A 7,094-nucleotide genomic window follows, 5' to 3' on the forward strand; every position below is an offset into this window, starting at 1 on the left:
CCCCGCCCCGGTATCGAGCCAGAAATTCCGATACGCCGATCAGAGAGCTGGGCGGATGACACAACGATATGTGTTGGCGATCGACCAGGGCACGACCTCGACCCGTTGCATCCTGTTCGATCAGCGGGCGCAGCTGGCCGGGGTGGCGCAGCGCGAACATCAGCAGTACTACCCGCGGCCCGGGTGGGTCGAACAGGACGCGATGGAGATCTGGCGCAATGTCGACCGGATCGTGCCGCAGGTATTGCGCAATGCGGGCGTCGGCGTGGAACAGATTGCGGCACTGGGCATTGCGAATCAGCGGGAGACCAGCGTCGTGTGGGATCGGCGCACCGGCAATCCGATCGGGCACGCGGTCGTCTGGCAGGATGTACGCACCGAGGAACTGGTCGCCGAATTCGAGGAACATCCTGGCGCGCAACGGATCCGGCAACTGTGCGGCCTGCCGCTGGCCACCTACTTCGCCGCGCCGCGGCTGCGCTGGATGCTGGACACCACGCCCGGCCTGCGCGAGCGGGCCGAACGCGGTGAGGTGCTGTTCGGCACCATGGAGACCTGGCTGATCTGGAATCTGACCGGCGGCGTCGACGGCGGCGAGCACCTCACCGACGTCACCAACGCCAGCCGCACGCTGCTGATGAATCTGGCCAGTCTGAGCTGGGATCCGGAGCTCCTCGAATTCTTCGGCATCCCCGCGGCCATGCTGCCCCGGATCCAGCCCTCGACCGCCTCCTACGGCACCACCCGGCGGGTGGTGCCCGGTATCCGCATCGCCGCCGCGCTGGGCGATCAGCATGCGGCGTTGTTCGGCCAAACCTGTTTCGCGCGTGGGGAAACCAAGTGCACCTACGGCACCGGCGGATTCCTGATGATGAACACCGGCGGCGAACTCGTGCAGTCCACACACGGATTGCTGACCACCATCGGCTATCAGATCGATCGCGATCCGGTCTACGCGCTGGAGGGGCCGATCGCGGTGACCGGCTCACTGGTGCAATGGATCCGGGACAACATCGGCCTGGTCGCCAGCGCGCCGGAGATCGAAACCCTCGCTCGCACAGTGGAAGACAACGGCGGCTGCTGTATCGTGCCCGCCTTCTCGGGGCTGTACGCACCGCATTGGCGCAGTGACGCAAGGGGTTTGGTGATCGGGCTGACCTCCTACATCACCAAGGGGCATCTGGCGCGGGCGGTGCTCGAGGCGACCGCCTGGCAGACCCGCGACGTGGTCGACGCGATGAACGCCGATTCCGGATTACAGGCCGCGACCCTGCGCGTGGACGGCGGGATGACCTCGAACAATCTGCTGATGCAGATGGTGGCCGATTTCCTGGGCATCCCGGTGATGCGCCCGTTCGTGCCCGAGACCGTCTCACTCGGCGCGGCCTATGCCGCGGGACTGGCCGTGGGCTACTGGCCGGACCTACAGGGACTGCGCAACAACTGGCGTCCGGCCGGGCGCTGGGCCCCGCGAATGGATGCCGCGCGGCGTGAGGACCAGTACGACGACTGGAAGCGCGCGGTGCAACTCAGCTTCGGCTGGGCCCGTCGCCGGGCGCCCGGTGTGCCCGCCGACCGGTGAGCGCGGCCCGTTCGCTGAACGAATCGGCACGCCCGCACGGCGCGTAATGCGAGGTGAGCGTCATTTTCGGTTACTGTTCGGCTATTGCGGGGGGAGCAGCTGATCGGCCCCTACGGAATACCGGAGGTACTGATGACGAGCATTGTCGGCGGTGTCCCTGCTGTATCCAGTCCGGCCGCAACGGCGGTGATACTGCGGGATGCGCCGGAGGTCACCGATCCCGGCGCGGTGGGCACGATCGCGGCCGAGGCCGCGCGGGAGATCACCGGCGTAGGCGCCGACGTGCAGGTCCGGGCCCGCATCGTGCGGGGCGCCGCGGTGCTGAGCATGCGGTTGCCGATCCGCTATCCGATGCCGGTGTGGCAGGTGAGCTCGGCCTGCCGGACGCATGTCCTGGAACGTCTGCGGAACCGGCTCGATCTGTCGGTGCGTCGCCTGGAGATCCAGATGTGCGAGCTGGTGGAGCTATGAAGCGGCGGCCACGACGGGCGCTGCCCGCGAGCGTGCTGGCCGTCGTATCGCTGGCGGCCTCTGTGGTGATCGTCGGTGCGCTGATACAACATCTCAACGGTACAAGGGAATTCGTGCCATACGGCCGGGTTGTCGCGCGGCTGCACGAGATCTCCTGGACCGACCGGTGGGTCGCGGTCGGCGGTGTATTCGCCATCGCCGCCGGGCTCGCACTGCTGATGCTGGCGATTCTGCCCGGCCGCGCGGTGGTGCTGCCCCTGGCCGGTGGCGACGGATTCGCCGCGGGCGTCGCCCGCCGGGGTCTGCGCCGGGCACTGCGGGATGCCGCGCAATCGGTGGAGGGCGTGCGTTCGGCTCGCGTTCGACTGCGGCGCAAGAAGGTTCGCGTCACGATTCGCACGGCATGCGTCCACTCCGCGGGTCTGAGCGAGCGCGTCCACGCGGCCGTGGACGAACGCATCACCCGGATCGGCCCGGATCCCGCGCCGCGCGTGGTGGTGGCGGCCCGTCGAGGGCGCGGATCGGACGAGTCCGAAGGTCGGCGGGGTGTGTCCGATGCGGCGCCGATTCGTGGAGCGGGTGCGCTATGACGACTCGCAATGGCGCGGCGCGGCTGAACCGGGCAGTGCTCGCGGTATTCGGCTCGGCGCTGATCGCAGCGGGCGGGTATGCGCTGGCCGCGCACTACGGCCGACTCGAGTGGGTGGGCTCTCGCTCGGGCCTGATACCCGACGCCACGCCGCCCAGCGGGGTGTTGTGGGCGATCGTGGGAGTCGGCTGTCTGGTTGCGCTGGGGTGCGTGGGATGGGCGTTCGCGCAGTTCCCCCGGATACCGCGTGCGGTCCGATGGCGTGGTCGCGCCAGGGATTGCGCGGATACGGTCGCGCTCGATACGGCGGTCGCCTGTGCTCCGGTGTCCGCGGATATCGAGTCGTACGACGGGGTGCGCAGCGCCGCGGTCCGGCTGTCCGGGCCGGGGAGCGGGCCCGGTCTGCATCTGGTCGTGACGGCGGCCCCCGACGCCGACGTCACGGCACTGCGCGATCGGATCCGCACGCATGCCGTGCCCCGGCTGCGCCAGGCCCTCGAACTCGAGGAACTGCCCGTCGAGATGGAATTGCGCCTGGCGCGCGAGCGGTCCCGCTGACCGGGGTCAGCCGAGCGGGCCCAGCACCCGGTTCACATACGGATTGCTGAAGCGTCCCTCGGGATCCAGGCGGCGGCGCACCTGCTGGAACCGCTCCCATTCGGGATACCGCTCGCGCAGGGTGTCGGCGGTCTGGAAGTGCCGTTTACCCCAGTGCGGGCGGCCCTGGTAACGATCGAAAACCGCTTCGCAGGCACGGAAATACGGTTCGTACGCCATGCCGTGGTACTGGTGCACGGCGATATAGCAGGTGTCCCGGCCGGCCGCGGGCGAGAGGTACGCATCGTCGGGCGCCACCCAGCGCACCTCGATCGGCATCGGGCTGGCGAACCGCCGGGACACCTCCTTGATCTCGCGGATGGCGTCCACCGAATGTTCGCGCGGCACAGCGTATTCCATCTCGGTGAAGCGAAACAGCCTGGGGGAGGCGAAGACTCGGTAGGACCGGTCCACCTGGCGACGGTATGAACCGGCGTAGGCGGCCGCGCGCTGTACCCATGGAATCAGTTGCGGCCGAACGCGACACAGCCGGGCGAGTGCGTCGAAGGTGTAATTGGACAGCAGGATGTCGGCGAACCAGTCCACCGGCTTGGCGCGCGGCTGCTCCGGTAGTTCGACCCGATTGTTGCGCTTGGTCATCGCGATCGGGCTGTGCGCGAACATGTAGAACTCGAAATGCTCGTTGCCGTCGACGAATTCGTCCAGATCGGTGAGTACCTCGTTCAGCGGCAGCGGACGTTCGACTCCCTCGAGCACGAATGCCGGCACCAACGCGAGCGTGACCGCGGTGACCACGCCCAGCGCGCCGACATTGACCCGCGCCGCACGCCAGCCCTCGGGATCGGTCTGCTCGCTGAGCTCCACCCGACTGCCGTCGCCGAGGACCAGTTCCACCGAATGCAGTGCGGCGGAGATGTTCTGCAACCGAGACCCGGTGCCGTGGGTGGCGGTCGCGGTCGCGCCCGCGATGGTCTGCACATCGATATCGCCGAGGTTGGGAAATGCCAGACCCAGGGGATGCAGTGCCGTGCTGAGCGCGTTGAGCGTCGCCCCGGCCTCGACCCGCACCAAACCGCTCGACCGATCGACCTCCAGAATCCGATCCATCCCGCCGAGCCGCAACAGCGTGCCATCGGTGAGCACGGTGTCGGTGAACGAATGCCCCGCCCCCGCGACCCGCACGGTCCGCCCCGCGTCTCGCGCGCTCCGGACCAGCTCGGCGACCTCGTCGGCGGAGCTGGGCGTAGCGATCACATCCGGCGCACACCGCTGATCGCCCGCCCAGTTCGCCCACGAGTTGGTCATGCGTCCAACTTTAGGGTATGGATGTGCGACATGCCACATCGCCGCCCTGGCCAGGGCGGTTCGGGTCAGGCCCGGTTGGCGGCGACCGGGCCGGGTATGGAATCGGCCGGTGTGACTACTTCTTGCGAGGGGTGAAGCAGGCGGCCTTGGCGCGGTCGATCGCGTCGTCGTCCAGCGGGGGGATGGTCAGCGGGCGGCGCGGGACGCAGTCGGCGCGCACGCCGTCGAGCACGATGGTCATATAGCGCCGCCAGACCTCCGGGTCGACCGGGCGCGCGAAGGCCGCGATCGTCTCGACCATGCTGACCAGGAAGAAGAAGTCCGAGGGCGCGATACCCTCGCGCAGGACCCCGGCGGCGCGGGCACGCTCGATCAGGCGCTCGATCGCGGGCTTGATCCGCTCGCGCACCCAGGCGAATCGCGCCTGCGCGTCGGGAATCTCGAGCATCACCTCGCCGAAGCCGCGGTTCTGGGCCATGTGCTGGCAGGCGTACTCGAACACCGCCGTCAGCCCCGCCCAGGGATCCGGATTGCGGTTGGCCGACTCGACCATCTCCGCCATCTCCGCGACGTTGTGCTCGAACACCTCGACGATCAGTTCCTGCTTGTTCGCGAACCGCCGGTACACCGTGCCCACGCCGACGCCCGCCGCCTCGGCCACGTCGTCGAGGGTGACGTCGAGTCCGCGTTCGGCGAACAGGCGGCGCGCGGCCTCGAGGATGCGTTGTTGGTTCCGGGCGGCGTCTGCACGCAGGCGTCGTCGCGGCGGTGCGGCGGCAGTGGCGGGGTTCACAGGCCCATATTACCAAGATCCGGGATTAAGTGGAGACAATGCCTCCGTTATTGTGATAGCTTTTCCAGTGAAGCGGAGGTACCTCCTCCACATAACGGCATTCGGACAAGGGGAGCCATGACCACCTCGATAGATCTCCGGAAAGACCGGGCGACATCGTCGTCCCGGCAGGACCGCGGCGCGAGCCGCCGCGGTTCGCACGCCCTGCGCTGGTGGGTGCTCGCCGTCCTCGGCGTTGCCCAGCTGATGGTCGTTCTCGACGCCACCGTCGTGAACATCGCGCTACCCGACGCGCAGAGCGACCTCGGCTTCTCCAATGTCGATCGGCAGTGGGTCGTCACCGGCTACGCCCTCGCGTTCGGCAGCCTGCTCCTGCTCGGCGGGCGACTGAGTGACCTGTTCGGCCGCCGCACGACGTTCATCGTCGGCCTGGTCGGCTTCGCCGCGGCCTCCGCGGTCGGCGGTGCGGCCAACGGATTCGTGATGTTGGTCGCGGCTCGCGTCGCGCAGGGTGCGTTCGGTGCGCTGCTGGCTCCGGCCGCGCTGTCGCTGCTGACGGTGACGTTCACCGAGGCCAAGGAACGAGCCAAGGCGTTCGGCATCTTCGGAGCGGTCGCCGGTACCGGCGGTGCGCTGGGCCTGCTGCTCGGCGGCGCGCTCACCGAGTGGGCGTCGTGGCGCTGGGTGATGTACGTCAACCTGATCTTCGCCGCAATCGCCTTGGTCGGCGCGGTCACACTGCTTGCCAAGCACGTCACGAACGAGCGGCCGAAGCTGGACATCCCCGGCACCCTGGCGGTGACCGCCGCGCTGTTCGGCATCGTCTACGGCTTCTCGCACGCGGAATCGAACGGCTGGACCAATGGCCTGACCCTGACCTTCCTGATCGGCGGCGTCGCGCTGCTGGGTGTGTTCGTCTGGCTGGAATCGCGGGTGTCGAACCCGTTGCTGCCCTTGCGGATCGTGCTCGACCGCACTCGCGGCGGGGCGTATCTGACCATCTTCGTGATGGGCATCGGGATGTTCGCGATCTTCCTGTTCCTGACCTACTACATGCAGCTGACCCTGCACTACTCGCCGATCGTGACCGGTGTGGCCTTCCTGCCGATGGTCGGGGCGATGGTCGCCTCCGCGACGATGGTTCCGTCGCTGGTGCTGCCCAAGCTCGGGCAGAAACTCGTCGTCGGCGGCGGCTTCCTGATCGGAGCGGTCGGTATGGTCTGGCTGACGCGGATCGGCCTGCACACCGGTTACGCCTCGCACATCCTGCCGGCGATGCTGCTGCTGGGCCTGGGCCTGGGTGGCGCGATGTCCACCTCGTTCCAGAGCGCAACGGCCGGTGTGCATCACGACGACGCGGGCGTCGCCTCGGCGACGGTCAACACCAGCCAGCAGATCGGTGGCTCGATCGGCACCGCGCTGCTGAGCACCATCTCCGCGTCGGCCGCCACGGACTACCTGTCGCACCGTGCGCCCACCGCGCTGAACGTCGCGCAGTCGGCGATCGAGAGCTACACCACCAGCTTCTGGTGGGCCGCCGGGATCTTCCTGGTCGGCGCGGTGGTCATGCTGGCGCTGCTGCCGAACACCACACCCGCCCCGGCCGAAGGTGAGCCCGTCATCGTCCACTGACCGCGAATTCCCTTTCCGGACAATGCCGTCCGCCCGCCGCCCGCCTGCCCAGCAGGCGGGCGGTGTTTTTTGCCTCCGTTTCGCTCCGGCGGGTTTTTCGGCGCCCGAATGGCTCGTCGTTCAGCCCTCGAGACTCGGGCTTCGCCCATGCGCTTCGAGGGCTG

The 7,094-nt window shown here is 68.4% G+C and carries 7 protein-coding genes; 5 read left to right on the top strand and 2 right to left on the bottom strand.

The window, feature by feature from the left end; genetic code table 11:
* Window positions 1–55: 55 nt before the first annotated feature.
* The 4 genes from glpK to NM2_RS39320 all read left to right on the top strand — a co-directional run bounded on the left by glpK (window position 56) and on the right by NM2_RS39320 (window position 3,200).
* Window positions 56–1,582 (top strand): glycerol kinase GlpK, encoded by a 1,527-nt coding sequence (gene glpK, locus NM2_RS39305; protein WP_067680551.1) that lies wholly within the window; start codon window positions 56–58, stop codon window positions 1,580–1,582.
* 132 nt (window positions 1,583–1,714) lie between these two features.
* Window positions 1,715–2,053 carry an Asp23/Gls24 family envelope stress response protein gene (locus NM2_RS39310; RefSeq protein WP_157121676.1) on the top strand — a complete coding sequence of 113 codons (339 nt, stop codon included), beginning with the start codon at window positions 1,715–1,717 and terminating at the stop codon, window positions 2,051–2,053.
* Window positions 2,050–2,643, top strand: a complete 594-nt coding sequence (locus NM2_RS39315; RefSeq protein WP_067680553.1) for a DUF6286 domain-containing protein — start codon at window positions 2,050–2,052, stop codon at window positions 2,641–2,643. Before NM2_RS39310 ends, NM2_RS39315 begins: the two co-directional genes overlap by 4 nt.
* Entirely contained in the window at window positions 2,640–3,200 is a 561-nt protein-coding gene (locus NM2_RS39320) for a hypothetical protein (RefSeq protein ID WP_067680556.1), read from the top strand. Before NM2_RS39315 ends, NM2_RS39320 begins: the two co-directional genes overlap by 4 nt.
* A gap of 6 nt (window positions 3,201–3,206) precedes the next feature.
* On the opposite strand, the gene NM2_RS39325 is transcribed toward NM2_RS39320, so the two are convergent.
* On the bottom strand, window positions 3,207–4,505 hold the full coding sequence (locus tag NM2_RS39325) for a D-arabinono-1,4-lactone oxidase (RefSeq protein ID WP_067680559.1): 1,299 nt from the start codon (window positions 4,503–4,505) through the stop codon (window positions 3,207–3,209).
* 115 nt (window positions 4,506–4,620) lie between these two features.
* Window positions 4,621–5,298: a TetR/AcrR family transcriptional regulator gene (locus NM2_RS39330; RefSeq protein ID WP_067680562.1), complete on the bottom strand. Its 678-nt coding sequence runs from the start codon at window positions 5,296–5,298 to the stop codon at window positions 4,621–4,623.
* A 117-nt stretch (window positions 5,299–5,415) separates the two neighbouring features.
* On the opposite strand from NM2_RS39330, the gene NM2_RS39335 reads away from it, so the two are divergent.
* Window positions 5,416–6,930, top strand: coding sequence for an MFS transporter (locus NM2_RS39335; RefSeq protein WP_067680565.1), 1,515 nt, complete (start codon window positions 5,416–5,418; stop codon window positions 6,928–6,930).
* The last annotated feature ends 164 nt before the right edge of the window (window positions 6,931–7,094 follow it).

It is taken from the genome of Nocardia miyunensis NBRC 108239, from assembly GCF_001613065.1.
GTDB classification, from domain to species: domain Bacteria; phylum Actinomycetota; class Actinomycetes; order Mycobacteriales; family Mycobacteriaceae; genus Nocardia; species Nocardia miyunensis.